The sequence below is a fragment of the Thalassotalea eurytherma genome, assembly GCF_030161415.1.
GTDB classification, from domain to species: domain Bacteria; phylum Pseudomonadota; class Gammaproteobacteria; order Enterobacterales; family Alteromonadaceae; genus Thalassotalea_G; species Thalassotalea_G eurytherma.
In genome coordinates, this window is sequence record NZ_BSSU01000008.1 from 1 (window position 1) to 16,290 (window position 16,290).

The 16,290-nt window shown below is 39.8% G+C and carries 15 protein-coding genes; 3 read left to right on the forward strand and 12 right to left on the reverse strand.

Going from position 1 to position 16,290, the window contains the following annotated elements; translation table 11 throughout:
* Positions 1–258 precede the first annotated feature (258 nt).
* Positions 259–1,167: a nucleoside-specific channel-forming Tsx family protein gene (locus tag QQK02_RS08445; RefSeq protein WP_284207563.1), complete on the reverse strand. Its 909-nt coding sequence runs from the start codon at positions 1,165–1,167 to the stop codon at positions 259–261.
* 212 nt (positions 1,168–1,379) lie between these two features.
* On the opposite strand from QQK02_RS08445, the gene QQK02_RS08450 reads away from it, so the two are divergent.
* Complete coding sequence (locus tag QQK02_RS08450; protein ID WP_284207564.1) at positions 1,380–1,586, forward strand: DUF1653 domain-containing protein; 207 nt, start codon at positions 1,380–1,382, stop codon at positions 1,584–1,586.
* Positions 1,587–1,636: 50 nt separating this feature from the next.
* Here the strand turns inward: QQK02_RS08450 and QQK02_RS08455 are convergent, their stop codons facing one another.
* Together QQK02_RS08455 and QQK02_RS08460 are read right to left on the reverse strand one after the other, a co-directional pair.
* A complete protein-coding gene (locus QQK02_RS08455) occupies positions 1,637–2,620 on the reverse strand; it encodes an NAD(P)H-quinone oxidoreductase (RefSeq protein WP_284207565.1) in 984 nt (327 codons plus the stop codon).
* Position 2,621: 1 nt separating this feature from the next.
* Complete coding sequence (locus tag QQK02_RS08460) at positions 2,622–2,891, reverse strand: acylphosphatase (protein WP_284207566.1); 270 nt, start codon at positions 2,889–2,891, stop codon at positions 2,622–2,624.
* A 90-nt stretch (positions 2,892–2,981) separates the two neighbouring features.
* Between QQK02_RS08460 and QQK02_RS08465 the strand changes: the two genes are divergently transcribed.
* The gene (locus QQK02_RS08465; protein WP_284207567.1) at positions 2,982–4,172 is read left to right on the forward strand and encodes a class I SAM-dependent methyltransferase; all 1,191 of its coding nucleotides are present in this window, start codon (positions 2,982–2,984) and stop codon (positions 4,170–4,172) included.
* Positions 4,173–4,258: 86 nt separating this feature from the next.
* Here QQK02_RS08465 and QQK02_RS08470 read toward each other — a convergent pair whose 3' ends face one another.
* Both QQK02_RS08470 and QQK02_RS08475 read right to left on the reverse strand, forming a co-directional pair.
* The gene (locus QQK02_RS08470; protein ID WP_407705032.1) at positions 4,259–5,146 is read right to left on the reverse strand and encodes a dienelactone hydrolase family protein; all 888 of its coding nucleotides are present in this window, start codon (positions 5,144–5,146) and stop codon (positions 4,259–4,261) included.
* A gap of 190 nt (positions 5,147–5,336) precedes the next feature.
* A complete protein-coding gene (locus QQK02_RS08475; protein ID WP_284207568.1) occupies positions 5,337–5,933 on the reverse strand; it encodes a TetR/AcrR family transcriptional regulator in 597 nt (198 codons plus the stop codon).
* Between the two features lie 121 nt (positions 5,934–6,054).
* Here QQK02_RS08475 and QQK02_RS08480 point away from each other — a divergent pair, with 121 nt between their 5' ends.
* A complete protein-coding gene (locus QQK02_RS08480) occupies positions 6,055–7,182 on the forward strand; it encodes an MBL fold metallo-hydrolase (RefSeq protein ID WP_284207569.1) in 1,128 nt (375 codons plus the stop codon).
* A 273-nt stretch (positions 7,183–7,455) separates the two neighbouring features.
* On the opposite strand, the gene QQK02_RS08485 is transcribed toward QQK02_RS08480, so the two are convergent.
* From QQK02_RS08485 to recD, 7 genes are all read right to left on the reverse strand, one after another.
* Positions 7,456–7,755 (reverse strand): PilZ domain-containing protein, encoded by a 300-nt coding sequence (locus QQK02_RS08485; protein WP_284207570.1) that lies wholly within the window; start codon positions 7,753–7,755, stop codon positions 7,456–7,458.
* 98 nt (positions 7,756–7,853) lie between these two features.
* A complete protein-coding gene (gene hrpA, locus QQK02_RS08490) occupies positions 7,854–11,744 on the reverse strand; it encodes an ATP-dependent RNA helicase HrpA (RefSeq protein ID WP_284207571.1) in 3,891 nt (1,296 codons plus the stop codon).
* Between the two features lie 113 nt (positions 11,745–11,857).
* Positions 11,858–12,277 (reverse strand): CBS domain-containing protein, encoded by a 420-nt coding sequence (locus QQK02_RS08495; RefSeq protein WP_284207572.1) that lies wholly within the window; start codon positions 12,275–12,277, stop codon positions 11,858–11,860.
* 154 nt (positions 12,278–12,431) lie between these two features.
* Positions 12,432–13,463 (reverse strand): isoaspartyl peptidase/L-asparaginase family protein, encoded by a 1,032-nt coding sequence (locus tag QQK02_RS08500; RefSeq protein WP_284207573.1) that lies wholly within the window; start codon positions 13,461–13,463, stop codon positions 12,432–12,434.
* 12 nt (positions 13,464–13,475) lie between these two features.
* The gene (locus QQK02_RS08505) at positions 13,476–13,850 is read right to left on the reverse strand and encodes a VOC family protein (RefSeq protein WP_284207574.1); all 375 of its coding nucleotides are present in this window, start codon (positions 13,848–13,850) and stop codon (positions 13,476–13,478) included.
* Between the two features lie 16 nt (positions 13,851–13,866).
* The gene (locus tag QQK02_RS08510; protein ID WP_284207575.1) at positions 13,867–14,379 is read right to left on the reverse strand and encodes a DUF3087 family protein; all 513 of its coding nucleotides are present in this window, start codon (positions 14,377–14,379) and stop codon (positions 13,867–13,869) included.
* A 7-nt stretch (positions 14,380–14,386) separates the two neighbouring features.
* Entirely contained in the window at positions 14,387–16,288 is a 1,902-nt protein-coding gene (gene recD, locus QQK02_RS08515) for an exodeoxyribonuclease V subunit alpha (protein WP_284207576.1), read from the reverse strand.
* Positions 16,289–16,290: the final 2 nt, after the last annotated feature.

Genomic DNA, 16,290 nt, shown 5'->3' on the forward strand with positions numbered 1-16,290 from the left:
ATTCAGGCGCGGGATGGAGCAGCCTGGTAGCTCGTCGGGCTCATAACCCGAAGGTCGTCGGTTCACTCTTTACAAACAAGGGCTCCCACAACCAACTTTCTCTGATTACTACATCACGCTTCCCAACGACCTAAGTAATTAGCTAGCCAAACTACCTACCCTACAAGCTAATTGTAATTCCCATAGAATTATTCATGGTTATATATTAGGCACAAAAAAAGGCCGATTAATCAGCCTTTTTCATTAAATAAGTAATTTCTAGAATGCGTAAGTCACATTAAAGTATTGGGCCACACCTGTCGTATCTACAGGTTTACCGTCGAGTATCGTACCATCTTTCCATTGCGTCATGTCATCATAAAACTTGAGGCCATAACCTACCTTGAAGTTATGGTTAGGCATGTTGTACCAAACACCTAAGTAAGTTTGTAAAGAAGAATCTGTACGGTATTCCTGTTCAAAAGCTGTACCTTTGTCTAAATCGCTACCAAATTCATAATCAAAATAGCCTTGGAAGCTCAAAAATGATTTATTTTCAAAATGATAGAATGGTTTATACCAGTTTACATGAAACGCGTAGCCATCCCATTCACCCTCATTAGAGGCGCCATAGTTTTCTCTTATAAAGCGTTTATATAAATTAACACCTGTTTTTCCTAACCAAGGTACGTCGACATCAGCGCCAACACCCAACCAAAATACCTTTAAACCACCGGCAGTTGAAGTTTCTGGCAACGGGTTACCATCTTTATCAAACGTCGCACAACCACTAGCACATTCATTATCTGCATAATACAAATCAGTCGCGATATACCATTCATTTACTGGTCCGACTGATAAATCTTTATCAAATAAATAGTCTAATGAAAATCGTGCTTCAATATCGGCAAAAATATTCGCACCATTATGAACATCACTATTGTCGTTATTGAAAATATCTTTGAAATCTACATAGCCATATAAGTCTAATGCGCCTGAACGACCGCCAAACTCTACTTCAAAATACTGGTCATCGAAACTAAATGGACCACCACGCTGATCTTGACCATGATACAAATTTAAATTCATCCACTGATAATCATTTTCATGCTTATCTTCTGGTACTTCTACCGCCATCGTATTTAACGATACTGCACATACTGATATAGCAAATAATTTTTTTAACATAACATTTACCCGATATTGTTTTTACAAGTCATTTACTGGCAACACGAGTAGATTATCAGGTTTACTCTCACAAGGTTGTAGCTAGTACATAGCGTTACATAGTTTTACTCGGCTTCAACAAAACCATTAAATAAAGTAACATGTAACGACCAATTTCACTGATCAGTTCGGTGAAAATATTGACAACAACATGAGTTTAAGGAAGTGTCGAAATGATAAAGTCGGGAAGATACCAACACTTTAAAGGTAACTTTTATCAAGTGCTACATGTCGCAAAGCACAGTGAAACAGAAGAGTTGCATGTCGTGTATCAACCAGAATATGGCGATCGTGAAATTTGGATAAGACCATTAAGTATGTTTGATGAAGAAATTACCCGAGACGGCAAAACAATGAAACGCTTCGCCTTCGTTAACTAACATCGGTAAGTGGCATAAGCATTCAATAACGACTCGCGCATCGTTGGGTGTTAGTCGCTATCATCAACAAGTAAAACCACTTTACCAACTGTTTGGTTTTTCTCGAGTAGTTGATGGGCTTGGTTCACTTCTGCCCACGAAAACGACTGATAAATATAGGGGACTAACGAACTACCTCGCGCGTAGAGCATTTCGCCAAATTGATTTAGGAACTGTTCAATTAGCTGGTTTTTATAGTCATCACTGCGATTCCGCAATGTCGAGGCATGAATAGAGACACGTTTAAACAACATTTTTGCGATATCGACAGGCTCTGTAAAGCGACCACCTAATATCGCTAAAACCACAATTTGAGCATCTTGATTCGCAATATTTATGTTTTTAGCTAAATATGGCCCTGCAACCACGTCGACAATAACATCAAATCCATAGCCATTAGCTTTACATTCAGCTTCAAAATCTGTTTCTTTATAATTAATAGCGACATCTGCACCTAGAGATAAACAGGCCTGACACTTTTCTGCTGATGAGGTAGTAACAGCAACAAAACAGCCAAGTGATTTTGCTAAGGTTATCGCTGCAGTGCCAACACCGCTTGCACCAGCATGAATAAGTACGTTTTTATTGGCTGTTAAATGACCGTAGGAAAACAATGCTTGATAGGCTGTTACAAAAGTTTCAATAAAGCCCGCTCCCTGCGTTATGTCGAAGTGTTTAGGAAGTTTAATGAGTTGTTTGGCGTGAACATTAACGTACTCGGCATACCCTCCACCAGGCAACAAGGCCATTACGTTGTCGCCAACACTTAACTCAGTTACCTGACTGCCGATGGCATCAACAGTACCACAAACCTCTAATCCAAGTATTGAAGTGAGGCCTTTGGGAGGTGGGTATTTACCCGCTTTTTGAAGCAGGTCAGCACGATTAATACCTATGCCAGCTACCTTAACTAGGCATTCATGGTTCGTATATGCTGGTGCAGCCGTTTCTGAAATAGTGAGTTGCTGATTATCGGTAACTTTAAGGAAGCGCACGTTAACCTATCGAAAAATGATTGAAGTCCTGCCATTCTACCTCTTTCACCTCAACATTTTCTACTTCAGCGTACTCAGAACCTTTCATCAACCACTGGGTTAATTGTTCTACATCATTTTTATCACCACAAGCTAGCACTTCAACTGAGCCATCAGACATATTTTTCACATAGCCACTAAGTGATAAATCTATCGCTTGTTCTTGGGTTGATGCTCTAAAATAAACACCTTGTACTTTCCCTGTGACTTTGGCCTTACAGCATACTCTCATGCAATTTGCTCCTTTTAGCTATCAATCATTGCGCCGCTACCACGCAATACATTAAAATTAACCTATCGTAACTTCACTAAGTATAGGCTGATGTCAGCAAAAATTTATTTAAATAATGGTAGAGAAAAATCATTAAAACGCAAACACCCGTGGGTGTTCTCAAAAGCAGTCAGCAAAATTAAAGGTAAACCGTTATCTGGTGAAACAGTTGATATTCTTGACGCCAAGGGAAATTGGCTTGCCAGTGGCGCCTATTCACCTGAGTCACAAATTCGTGTCCGTGTTTGGAGTTTTAATCAAGAAGAAATGATAGATAGAAATTTTTTCTTACAAAAACTTCAAAATGCTCGGCTTCGTCGCGATTACTTTATTAAGCAAGGTCAACTAACAGGATATCGACTAATTGCTGGTGAATCAGATAGTATGCCCGGCGTTACCATTGATATTTACGACAACATTATCGTTTGTCAGCTGCTTAGCGCTGGAGCAGATCATCAGCGCCATATCATCGTCGACTGTTTAAAAGAGCTTTACCCAGATTTTTATATCTATGAGAGAAGCGATGTAGATGTTCGTAAAAAAGAAGGTTTAGCGCCTTTAGTTGGCTGGTTAACAGATCCTGCGCCTTCACCAGAAGTTACTATCAATGAACATGGCATCAAGATCTTAGTTAATGTTGAAACCGGTCATAAAACGGGCTTCTACCTAGATCAACGCATGGCTAGATTAACCGCTGGTAGCTACGCAAAGGATAAAACAGTCCTGAACTGTTTCTCGTATACGGGTACTTTCGCTGTACATTGTGCGGCAAACGGCGCTAAATCAGTAACCAACGTAGATGTATCAGATACAGCGCTGACCTTGGCTCAACGAAACCTAGAAGTTAATGGGTTAGAAAATGCACCAGTAGAACATGTCAAACAAGATGTATTTAAACTGCTCCGAGAATATAAAAAGGAAGGTAAAACCTTTGATATGATCATCTTAGATCCGCCTAAGTTTGTCGATTCAAAAGCGGCATTAACTCGTGCATGTCGTGGGTATAAAGACATTAATATGATCGCCATGCAGTTATTGAATCCTGGTGGCATTTTAATGACGTTTTCGTGTTCAGGCTTGCTAGATGCTAACTTATTTCAAAAAGTAGTAGCTGATGCGGCATTAGATGCAAACAAGCAAGCGCATATTGTAGAGCGCACGCAACAAGCGCACGACCACCCTATTTCTTCAAACTACCCTGAAGGATTTTACCTCAAAGGTTTAGTCTGCCAAGTCTCTTAAGCAAACGTACGATAACCTAAACTAAAAATAGAAAAGCCACTGCCTATCTCTCGATAGAAAGTGGCTTTTTAACGTTTAGTAGTTAGTTAAGCGAGTTTTTCTGCAAAAAATGCGATGGTACGGTGCCAAGCAAGTTCAGCATTTTCTTTATCATAACGACCAGTAGAATCATTATGAAAACCATGCTTAGCATCTTTGTACATATACATTTTGTAATCGACATTATTGTTTTTTAAATCTTCTTCATACTCTGGCCATGATTTATTCACGCGTGCATCAAGCTCGCCAAGTTGAACCATCAATGGCGCCTTTATATTCTTTCTTAATTCTTTAGCTGCTGGCGTACCGTAAAAAGGCACCCCTGCTGACAACAAGTCAGATTCAACTGCAGCTAAATAATTGACCATATAACCACCAAAACAAAAACCAACCGCACCAAGTTTGCCATTACTCAATGGATGTTTTTTTAGAAAATGAGCGGCAGCTAAAAAATCGTATTGTATTTTACCGCGATCTAAGCCGCGCTGAAGCGTACGTCCTTCATCATCGTTACCCGGATAACCTCCAACAGGAAATAGTGCATCAGGAGCAAAGGCAACAAAGCCAGCTTTTGCGAGTCTTCTTGCGACGTCTTTCACATAGGGGTTAAGCCCTCTATTTTCATGAATCACAAGCACAACGGGAAAATTCGCTTTCTTAATAGTCGGCGTTACAAGGTATCCGCGCCCTTTACCATGACCATCAGGCGACTCAAACTCTTCATATGAGGCAATAATATCTGAGTCGTTAAACGATACTTGCTCAGCTAAAGCGTAATTAGGCAATAAGGCAGACGTTAACACTGCCATTGAATAACCTACGGCCACCAAGGTGCCAAGTTTTTTCATAAAGGTACGTCTATCCATCCCACCATGGGCATATTCGTCATACCAATCAAACGCTTCTTGTGGAATTTGGTTCGCTTTGTTATCCATTATTTTCCCTCTAGCTATTATTGTTATGGCCTGCTGTTCTAGTGAATCACTGTTCACACTAGCGTTAACAAAGCAGGTTGTCAAAGTGATGCTAGAAGCTTACGAAATCAATAAAATAAAAGCTCACCTAAGAGACAAAAAATTGGGAATAGAGCAAAATGTTCAATAAGCTGTTAGGTTAACAAACGACTTAGCGAGCTTGATAACGAGCAAGAAACAAGTCGACAGTTTGTTCTATCAAATAACGTTCTTGTTGAGCAGAGGGAATGTCAAAACCATAGAGTTTTGGATAAAATATATGTGACTTAAGCTGGTAAACAAATTGTTGTACCGCCAGTGTAAAATCATCTATGACAAGCTGTTTATCTTGGCATGCAGCACTAAGAAAATCTTCTAAATAGACATGACAACCTACTTTACTGCCACTTAATTGCTTTGCTAAATCCGGCTGTTGAAGCATTTGAACAAACGCAATTTTTGCGCCTATCAAGAATTTATCAGACGTGAGTAACTGTACTTCTTTTTCTGCAATCCGCATCAACTGTAATTTAATGGATTGGCTAGGATTATATGCAACAGCCTCTGTACCTTCTAATGAGCACTTCATACGTTCAATTATTGCATAAAATAACACCTCTTTTGTTTCAAAGTGGTTATACACAGTACGTTTGGAAACATTAGCGGCTTTAGCAATGTTGTCCATGCTGGTGTGCTCAGCACCATGGACATAAAACAATTGTTCTGCTGCATTTAAAATATCAAGTTGTTTTTGCTCAGATAACTTCATAGAGACCTCGAAAAATTCAGCTTTATTATAAAGTATTCAAGAAAAAGTGCACTAGTGAGTTTACTTTTTATGACCAAACTGAGAAACTACACCGTGTAGTTTACATTTAGAAGCCAACAATATGAAAGCCATACTTTGGATTTGCATAATATTTATCTCATTATTGATAGGAGCATGCACCCTGAATAATAACCTCGCGAGTCAAGGCAACCAAACATCAACCCAAAGCAGCATATACAAACAGGGGAAGTTTCATAATCATGAACCAATCTCGCTGGTTGGCTTTTCTAAACTTGGTGGAATGCTCGTTCGATACTTCACCGACAAAAGCGACGAAGCAACACCTAAACAGGTGATTCCAGTTGAAAAACTATCTCGCCAGTCTCTTGAAGCGTTATCAGACAGCCAACTCCATGTAATCAAATTAGGTCACTCATCGGTTCTATTGAAAGTTTATGGTGAGTATTGGTTACTTGATCCGGTCTTTTCAAATCGTGCTTCACCCTTCTCATTTTTGGGTCCTAAGCGTTTTCATCAAACACCAATTACCATTGACGAACTGCCTACGATTGACCGTGTGCTGATCTCACATAATCATTATGATCATTTAGATAAAAGCAGTGTTGAAAAACTTGCCGACAAAACAATAGAGTTTTTGGTGCCACTTGGTGTTGGAGAAGACTTAAAACGTTGGGGAGTGAGTCACGAAAAGATTACAGAGTTTGATTGGTGGCAGGAACAAAGCATTAAAAATGGCTTAGTTGCTTTTACCCCGACTCAACATTTTTCAGGTAGAGCATTAAGTGATGGCAATAACACGTTGTGGGGTTCTTGGGTGATTAAGTCGCATGGAGACCGCTTGTACTTTGGTGGCGATTCAGGGTACTTCTCTGGTTTTAAAGCCATTGGGGAAAAGTATGGCCCATTTGATTTAACGATGATCGAGACAGGCGCTTATGATAAAGATTGGCCAGATGTTCACATGACACCAGAAGAGAGCGTGCAAGCGCACCTAGATGTTAAAGGGAAAGTGATGATGCCTATTCATAATGGTACATTTGATTTGGCTTTCCATGCCTGGTACGAACCTTTAGAGCGTGTTTATGAGGCTTCAATGACTCAACATGTGCCGTTATTTACGCCAATTGTCGGCCAAGTAAATCAACTAACACAGAGCATGCCGTCAACACGTTGGTGGAGAGATATTGTAGAGATTTCAGGTGATAAACTTGCCTATAATGTTGAGTAATACCAAACCATAAGCACAACAAAGCTGATAAAGTCATCGTTTGGCTTATCAGTTTCAATGTTTTGTTCGCAGTGTCTAAATGCCTAAAACCAAAAAAGGACGGTTATTAGGGGCTGTTGATCTTTTAGTTTGTAACTCTGTTGCCTTGAAAAAGATGAGATTCGCGGCGCTTAAAGTAATGTTTGGTTGTTCCAAATACACTTTAAGCAACAAAGAATATCGCTTTTCAAGTCAACCCAAAGGGCTTTAGCTAAAATGAAAGATTAACAGCTCCTAGTCCATCTCTGTGATTTCAATACCGATGAGATAACAATCAGCACCTTCTTCCGTAATGCGCACAACTTTACCTTTAGCATCGAATGCATGAACCCCATTGGAAGACGCATCTACGCCAACTTTCACTTGGGTTCCCATTTCCATTGGTGTTGGTAATTCTAAGGCCATACCTGTCGCACTTAAGTCACGACATGTGGCTAATACAACTTGGTTAACTTCGTCATCAACCACTGTGACATTAACCATGCTATTTACCATCATTCGATAAAAGCCACGCTTATCATCAAAATTGATCATTGCTACTCCATAAAATATGATTCAAATTTGTCCATTCTTTTATAGCGAGTTGCTAATTAACTGTCAATCAATCATATCATTACAAAATCATAACAAGGTTAGTTTATCGACTTTAGATGGTTAAGAATTCGCTTAACTGAAATGGGATAAGCTGTACGTAAATTTTGAGCAAATAGTGAAACTCTAAGCTCTTCAATCATCCAACGGGTTTCCAGTAACGCTTTAGGTTTAGGAATATCCTTGCGTTGTTTTGCATCTAATTGCTGATACGCAGATTCCGCCTTTTCTACGTCTAACATCTTTAATCTGTCTTGATTAGGATCAATTGGTAGCTTTTCTAACCTGCGGTTAATGGCATTTAAATAACGAATCATATCACCTAAACGCTTAATACCCGATGCAGTGACAAACCCTGTAAAAACAAGTTTGTCTAGTTGGTTTTTTACATCACCATGGGCTTGGATCATGTTTAGTCCAACATTGCCTTTTAGCTTTTTGCGAATATCGTGACTTAACGCCAATACGTTCTCTACTTTTATTGCTGCCTGTAACACAGTGTCTGCTATTTCTGCGCGCACGTAATCTTTGGCTTTAGTAAATTCAGCTTTATTCTCAGGGAGATTAGGTAAATCGAGTAACAAACTTTGGCTAGCCGCTAAAATACAATCATCAAGCAACTGGGCTATTGAACCAAACGGGTTAAAATACAAGCCAAGTTTTGCCTTATTCGGCAGCTTTTCTTGCAAATACTTAACAGGAGACGGCGTATTAAGTAACACCAGTCGACTGATACCTTTGATCATCTCTTGTTCGGCAAGAGACTCTTGTTCCATAAGCTCAATCGATACCGATGTTTTATGATCGACAAGCACGGGAAATGCTTTTATCGACATATTCGATATTTTTTTCTCATAGGATTTAGGTAACGATGTGAAATCCCATGTCGTGATGTCTTTGCGCTCAATGCCTTTATCAGCAACTTTCTTAATTGACGCTTTTACTTTACCTTGCAATTTGGCCTGTAAATGAGAAAGATCTCTCCCTTGCTCTACGAGTTTGCCTTTTTCATTCAATACTTTGAAGTTCATCACTAAGTGTGGCGGCAATTCTATATGGTCGAAACAATCTTCAGGTAAACGAATGCCGCTCATGCGCAATAAATGTTTCGCGACACTGGCTTTTAGTGACAATTCCCCCGGTGCAATTGCATCAAAACATGCTTGGGCATAATTAGGTGCCGGAACAAAGTTTTTGCGCAGTGTTTTGGGTAATGCCTTGATCATCGCTGTGATCAACTCTAAACGAAGTGCCGGTATTAACCAGTCAAACCCTTCCGGCTCAACTTGGTTCAAGATGCCAATAGGAATATTTACGCTAATACCGTCGTCAACATCACCAGGACTGAAGTGATATGACAAGGCTAACGTTAGATTGTGTTGACGCCAAGTATTTGGGTATTGGTCTTTGGTAACGGCACTTTCATCTTCATTTAATAAAAATGCTTTAGTGAAATGTAAAAGTTTTGGCTGATCTTTAGCTGCTTTTTTCCACCAAGATAAGAAACTACGTTGGCAAATGACGTGCTCAGGTAAACGCTCATCAAAAAACTCGGCGAGTTGAAACTCCTCAACTAAAAAGTTTTTTCGCCTAGCTTTCTGTTCAAGCGTTTCAATATCAGCAACCAGCTGCTTGTTATGTTTTACAAATTCAGCATTTATCGTTGAATCTCCATTAACAAGCGCTTCATTGATAAAAATTTCGCGGCAAGTTTCCGGCTCTATTTGGTTAAAAACAACTTTGCGTTTAGGGACAATAATAAGGCCATATAAACTCACTTGTTCATAAGCCATTACGCATCCGCGTTTTTTCTCCCAGTGCGGTTCGCTATAACTTTTCTTCAATAAATGCTTAGCTAATGGTTCAATCCATAATGGATCAATCTTACTGACCATGCGAGCGAACAACCGACTGGTTTCAACAAGCTCTGCAGCCATAATCCACTTGGGCGGCTTTTTCGCTACAGCAGAGCCAGGGAAAATGAAAAACTTTGATCCCCTCGCCCCTTTAAACTCTTTATATTCATCGACTTGACCAATATGACTTAATAAACCTGATAGTATCGCTTGATGGATAAGCGCTAATTTACCTTCATCTTCAATATCAACGAAGGTATATGGTTGATGAATTTCTTTTAAGCTAATTTTAAGCTGAGCAACAATGTCCTGCCATTCGCGTATACGGATATACGATAAAAATTCTTTTTGGCACAGTTTGCGAAATTGATTATTCGATAACGCCTTTTGTTGTTCGCCGATATAACGCCATAAATTTAATAAACTGACAAAATCAGACTGTTTATCTTTAAATCGACTATGTTTTTCATCTGCCGCTTGTTGCTTCTCGTGCGGTCTTTCTCGCGGATCTTGAATGCTAAGCGCACTAACAACAGTAATAACATCACCACTACAACCTAATTCTGTTGAGGTCAGTACCATTTTGGCTAATCTAGGATCAATTGGGAATTTTGATAATAATCGCCCTACCTGAGTGAGATTTGTTTGCTGTTTTTCACTAGAGATCGCAGCCAGCTCTTCAAGTAATCGAATACCGTCATTGATATTTCGGTTATCTGGCGCTTGAACAAATGGAAAATCGCTAATATCACCTAAATCGAGCGCTAGCATCTGTAAGATTACCGTCGCTAAATTTGTTCTTAGGATTTCAGGATCTGTAAACTCCGGGCGTGATAGGTAGTCTTCTTCACTGTACAGACGAATACAAACACCTTCAGATACCCGCCCACAACGACCAGCACGTTGATTTGCACTCGCTTGGGAGATAGGCTCAATAGGTAAACGTTGAACCTTAGTGCGGTAACTATAACGCGATATTCGTGCAGTTCCTGGGTCAATAACATATTTGATACCAGGTACAGTTAAACTGGTTTCCGCAACGTTTGTTGCAAGGACAATATTTCGACCGGTATGTGGTGCAAAAATCCGATTTTGCTCTTGAACCGTTAATCTTGAGTACAACGGTAATACGTGTGTATCACGTAGATTTTCTTTAACCAACGCTGCCGCGGTATCACGGATTTCACGCTCACCATTGAGAAAGACTAAAATATCGCCCTGCCCAAGGTCTGATAATTCGTCAACAGCATTGATAATGCCAGAGATAACATCGCCATCTTCATTGTCAGATAGCGCACGATAATGAATATCTACCGGGAAAGTGCGCCCTGATACTTCAATGATTGGTGCATTATTAAAATGCTTAGAAAAGCGCTCAGGGTCAATCGTCGCCGAAGTAATGATAACTTTTAAATCAGGCCGTTTTGGTAGAATTTGACGTAAATAACCGAGAATAAAATCAATGTTTAAACTACGCTCATGGGCCTCATCAATGATGATGGTGTCATACTGTCGTAATAAACGATCCTTTTGCATTTCCGCCAGCAAAATACCATCAGTCATTAATTTAACATAGGAGTTTTCACTGACTTGATCGTTAAACCTAACTTTATAACCGACTTTATCGCCCACTGTCGTGCCGAGCTCTTCCGCTATTCTGTTGGCAACCGTGCGGGCAGCAATTCTGCGTGGTTGCGTATGACCTATCAGCCCTTCAACACCACGGCCTAACGCTAAACAAATTTTTGGAATTTGCGTTGTTTTACCTGAACCTGTTTCACCCGCAATGATGACTACTTGATTTTCATCAATAGCTTTTGAAATTCGATCAACACTTTGTGATACCGGCAGACCTTCCGGATAATTAACTTTAGGTAGTTGGTTTAATTTATTTTGCTTATTTATTATCGAGCGTTGAATATCGTCAGCGATTTTAGACAGTGTTTTAATTTGCTTATCTGTATTCTTTATTTTTTTAACACCGTTTAAACGGCTTCTCAATAAGCCATAATCGGATTTTTTAACGGTCTTTAATGCTTGAAAAAGTTCTTGAGTAATTTCTACGGGCGATAACATGAAAAAGATAGGTACGGAAAACTAAGTGCTTGAATGTTAGCACTTCACCTAAATTTTTGCAGTAAAAAAGGGCTATAAAGCCCTTAAAAGTATAATAGGTTTGACTTTGCTGTTTAGGCGCCAACTTTAAAACTCGTTCGCATATGCAAATCAATAGCACGTAGTACGTCGTTTCTGGAAATAGTACCTTGTAAATTACCGTCTTCATCTACAACGGGATACACTTTAGGTTTGTTGCCTAGCATGTTTTGACCAAGCTCAACGATACTGTCGTAGGTTTTTACAGCGAGTACATCCGATCGCATAATATCGCTGACATTAGCAATATGAGAATTATGATAAATAGATTTAAGCATTTTTTCTAACACATCACTTTCTGATAGAAAGCCAACCAATCGATAATTATCATCAACAACCGGTCCACCAATTTGCTTAGTTTTTAAAAACCTCAATGAAGCTTCTTCTACACTCATATCAGGTGTAAATGTAACAGGATATTGATTGATATAGTCTCGAACTTGAACTGATTCCATATTCTATCTCTTCTTATGATTAAAATTTCCTCTCTACACTTTTACTGTAGACACAAACTATTCATATTTCACGATATTTTTTATAAATTTCGACAATTAATTTTTTAGGCCTCAACGAGCATGTAAAAAAAGTTACACGCTCGTTGTGTGGTTTCTATTTTTTGTCTTTAAAAATGGCAACATACGGCTTTTGCCCTGCCACTCTGCTTGCTCGGTACATGCCTGCAGAGTTAAATGGCATGCTAATATTGCCTTTAGCATCAATAGCAATGACACCGCCATTACCACCGGCTTCGACAAGTACGTCGTTAACCACCTTATTAGCCGCTTGTTCAAGTGGTATTTGCTGATACTGCATGCGTGCACAGATATCAGCAGCAACATGATAGCGAATAAAATATTCGCCGTGGCCCGTAGCAGAGACTGCACAACTGTCGTTATTTGCATAAGTACCAGCACCAATAATTGGTGCATCGCCAACACGGCCCCAACGTTTTGCCGTCATGCCTCCTGTTGACGTACCTGCTGTAAGATTACCTTGTTTATCAAGTGCAACCGCACCAACCGTGCCGTACTTATAATGATTAGGCAGTGATTCGTGCGCGGCTTGAAAGTCTTTTAATTCTTGTTCTTTCTCAGCTAGTTTCTTTTTAGCACGCTTCAGCGCTTTATAACGTTGCTTAGTGTTGAAGTAACTATTATCAACTAACGTTAAACCTTGTTGCTCAGCAAACAACTCAGCACCGTCACCACTTAACATGACATGAACAGACTCATCCATCACCTTTTGGGCTAACGCAATCGGGCTTTTTACGGTTTTTACGCCAGAAACTGCGCCAGCATTTAGCGTTTTACCATCCATGATTGACGCATCAAGCTCATGGTGACCTTCAAAGGTGTAAACAGCGCCCTTACCGGCGTTAAACAGTGGCGATTCTTCAAGGATCTGAATCGCAGCGATCACGGCTTCTTGGCTGGTTTTACCTTGCTCAAGTAATTGATAACCCGTATTGACAGCCTCTAGTAATGTCGCTTCATATTTCTTTTGTTTCGCCGGCGTCATATTCTTTTTTAAAATAGTGCCAGCACCACCATGGATTGCTATTGCAAAGTCTTGTTGTGCGTAACTTAACGGGCTAACAGTCAGACCTAAAACAACGGCTGCTAGTAAAGATGTTTTTAGCATACTCATTCCTGATTAATCTTGTGCGAAACAAAATGCATTAAATTTATGACCTTCTGGGCTTCTAAAATAGGCCGCATAAAAATTATCGAAACGAAAGCCTGATGGTCCTTCACAGCTCGCACCTAACGATAAAGCTTTTTGATAAAAGGCGTCGACTTGGGCTGGGGTTTCAACGGCAATTGCAATCATACTGCCATTGCCGACAGACATCGGTTGACCATCATGAGGTTTGATCAAACAAACGCCAGGCGCTTCTGGTGAAGGAGCCCAAGCGATAAAATCATCTTCCTCCATGAATCGGTTTGCGCCAATCACGGCAAATAACTCATCATAAAATGGTGCGCTCTTTGTTAAGTCGTCTGTGCCTAATGTTACGTAACCTATCATAGTGATTTCCCCTTTATTAGAATTGTGACAATACCGCTTTATCAAAACTTGTTTGTGTTAGTGTCATTCGGTATTGCTCTGCTTTATCTTTAATTATTTGATGGTTGCTCTCAAGTTCATTCATCGTCAATGTATTGTTATCTAACTGATACACTTGTGCCAAGCTACGGTAATAGAAGTCCATAATCTGGAGTGCAGTAACGTCTCCTTCCATTGCTTTGGGTTTAATTTTAGCGACTTTTCTATAAATCGCATTTTGTAATTGTTTCAGCTGCCAAACATAGTAGATTTCTTTAAAATAAGGATGTTGTCGGCAACGACTCAAAATAAAGGCTGAGATAGCTAAACCAATCGCTACGCCAATGAGGTTAAACGTAAAGTTGCTCTCACCTTCTGTCGCAGAGCCAAATTGGCTAATCAGCAGTTGCCCAATCGCCAGTGATAAAATGGCAAAACCTAGCACGAAACTAACAATTACGACATTTAAATGCTTGCGATAAATGTCTTTATTTATATCGGTGAGTGTCATGTAAAACCTATAATACTAATTGAGAATGTCTAACGACTTGTGCTTTCACGCCTTGTTGCCATGTTTCCATAGAACTTACGATTGAAAGCTGTTTTTTCGCTCGCGTAATTCCTGTGTATAGGAGTTCACGAGTTAATAATTTATGTTGATTGGCATCGGGTAGTGCCATTAACACATGGTTAAATTCACTGCCTTGTGTTTTGTGGATGGTCATCGCGTAAACCACTTCGAAGCTAGGTAGCCTTGAAGGGATCACCGACTTGTATCCTTGGCTTTGTTCAAATAACACCACTAACTGGCCATTTTGTTGCCAAACTAATCCGATATCACCATTGTATAAACCCATTTTATGATGATTTTCTGTGATCATAATCGGCATACCATGATACATAGGTTGCTTCTTAAAGGCTTGACTACCATCAATAAATTGCGCATTGATAAAGTATTCAATAATACGTTGATTTAAGCGTTCTACGCCAAAATCGCCTTTGCGCATCGCGACAAGTATTCTAAACATAGCCAGTTGTTTAAACGCGACCTCAATATCACTTTCAGTTAACAAAGGTCTATAGTACTTTTCAGCCATCGAAGTTAACCAGTTATCTGTAGATGAACGCATTAAAGACACTTGATTAGACGGATCATTCTCTAAACGTTGCCATGCAGCTTTAGCATCGCCTTCAATGACACGCTTAGCGACAACGCCAATACCACCTTGGCCATCAAATCTGCGGCTGTGTTGAAGTATGGTTAAATGATCTGACGTATTCGTCTGATCTTTAGCGCATAAACCAGAGAGGTTTTGATCGAGTACGTGGGTTAAAAATTTAGTATTTTGCTGCGTGTACCCTTGATGTGGTCTAGGCGCAATATCTGCTAACACACTGCCACTGGCAACGGATGGTAGTTGATCGGCGTCACCTAACAAAATGACTTTGGCATGAGCTGGTAATGCTCTAAAAATTCGTGTCATCAAGGCAAGATCAATCATTGACGCTTCATCGACAAGCAACACATCAACAGGTAATAGGTTATCTTGATTGTGCTTGAAGTTAACATCGTTATTTCGAACGCCGAGTAATCGGTGTATCGTTTGTGCATCTGTTGGTATGTCAGACAAAACATCTAAGTCGATGTTACCTTTAAAACCATCAATCGCGTCGACAATAGATTCTGATAGACGTTGTGCCGCCTTACCAGTTGGTGCGCTTAACGCAATGTTTAAACGCTCTGCACTTGACTGTTTTTGATGCAGCATAATCAGCGCAGCCAGTAATTTAGTTACCGTGTAGGTTTTACCTGTACCCGGACCACCAGCGATCACGACAAAATTTTTATTTAACGCATTTGCAACCGCAATTTTTTGCCAATCAATCGTTTCAGTGTCGGTATGATTTTCTTGAAAGAGTTGTCCGATAACCTGTTTTATTAAATTTTGGTCTTCTCCCTGAACAATTGCACGTTTATCACTAAGCGCCTGACTTAATTGTTGCTCAAACAAGTAATAACGTCTTAGGTACAAATGTTGATTGTGAAGCACCATTAAAGATTCCCCTGAAGATAACTCTGGAAATCTAGCTAATGTTTCGTCAATTACATGAGGCTGTGGTATCAAATAACCTTGATGACTAATAGATTGTTCATGTTCATCAAATGCCTGCCCAAGGTAAGTGTTTGCGACTTCATTTATCGGTAAACAGGTATGCCCGTTCTGTAAATGCTGATGACATGCAATAGCTAAATGAAACACTAAAGCGTTATGAGTACCTAAGACCTGACAAACATGCTCAGCAAAATAATAATCAATCGGTTGCAAGTTAGCTAATCGCTCGTTAGCTTGGCTAAAGCTCTGGTATCGCGCTATATCTTGCGTATCGTCAGTTGGAAAATCAAAACTTAAGGGTTCCATTG